Genomic DNA, 746 nt, shown 5'->3' with positions numbered 1-746 from the left:
TAGCGACCTGCGCAGAAGCAGGGGACTCCGCACCTGGTGAAGTCGGTCACCGTACGCGGTCAGACGGTGTTTCCACGGTGTGAGACCGCACACCGGAGACCCAGTTCGCCGCCTCTTCCAGGCTTTCGAAGGCGTTGTCGAATCCGCTCGGGCCGTTACCGACCGCGAAGAGAAGGACGTCCGGGAGGGCATCGGCGAGCCCTTCCGGTTCACTCGCGCCACGCACGACGCCGAGGATGTCCGGATCCTCCTGTTCGACCGTCCGGAGTAGTTGCTCGGCGGTGTCGAGGCGCCCGGCGTAGACGACCTCGATCCCGTCGTCGCGCAGCGCTCTCCCCAGCGCGACCGACGCGCCTTCCTCGACATCGAACTCGGCGAGCACGACACGAAGGAGACGACGTGTCACGCGGACCGCCGCGAGCCCGCGACGGCCATCCCGGCCGCGACGAGGGAGACGACGGCGGCGCCCAGCGCGAGCCAGAACCCGATCCCCGCCGAAGAGCCGTCGTACTCCGAGCCGACGAGCGGCAATTCCGCCGCGCGCAGGCCGAGCACCAGCGCGGCACCGGCCAACGCGGCCGCCGCCGCGATCGGCCGCGAACGCGGGACGAGCGCGTACAGGCCGAGGACGACCGCGAGCGCGCCGAGCAGGCCCCACGACGCCGCGCCGAAGTCCGACCACAGACCCGGAGCGGTGTAGCCGGGCGCGGCGAACACCGGTGTGCCGAACGCGGCGATCGCGAGCA

The 746-nt window shown here is 71.4% G+C and carries 1 protein-coding gene and 1 pseudogene; both read right to left on the bottom strand.

All coding sequences use genetic code 11. From position 1 onward, the window contains the following. Positions 1 to 46: 46 nt before the first annotated feature. The gene (locus tag CFP71_RS42725; RefSeq protein WP_093939476.1) at positions 47 to 406 is read right to left on the bottom strand and encodes a hypothetical protein; all 360 of its coding nucleotides are present in this window, start codon (positions 404 to 406) and stop codon (positions 47 to 49) included. After that, positions 403 to 746 (bottom strand): annotated as a pseudogene (locus CFP71_RS42720) (hypothetical protein); the annotation flags it as partial. The gene CFP71_RS42725 and the pseudogene CFP71_RS42720, both read right to left, overlap by 4 nt.

Source organism: Amycolatopsis thailandensis (assembly GCF_002234405.1).
In the GTDB taxonomy this organism is placed as follows: Bacteria; Actinomycetota; Actinomycetes; order Mycobacteriales; family Pseudonocardiaceae; genus Amycolatopsis; species Amycolatopsis thailandensis.
Note: the sequence above shows the minus strand (reverse complement) of the source record. Positions and strands in the feature narration are given on the sequence as shown.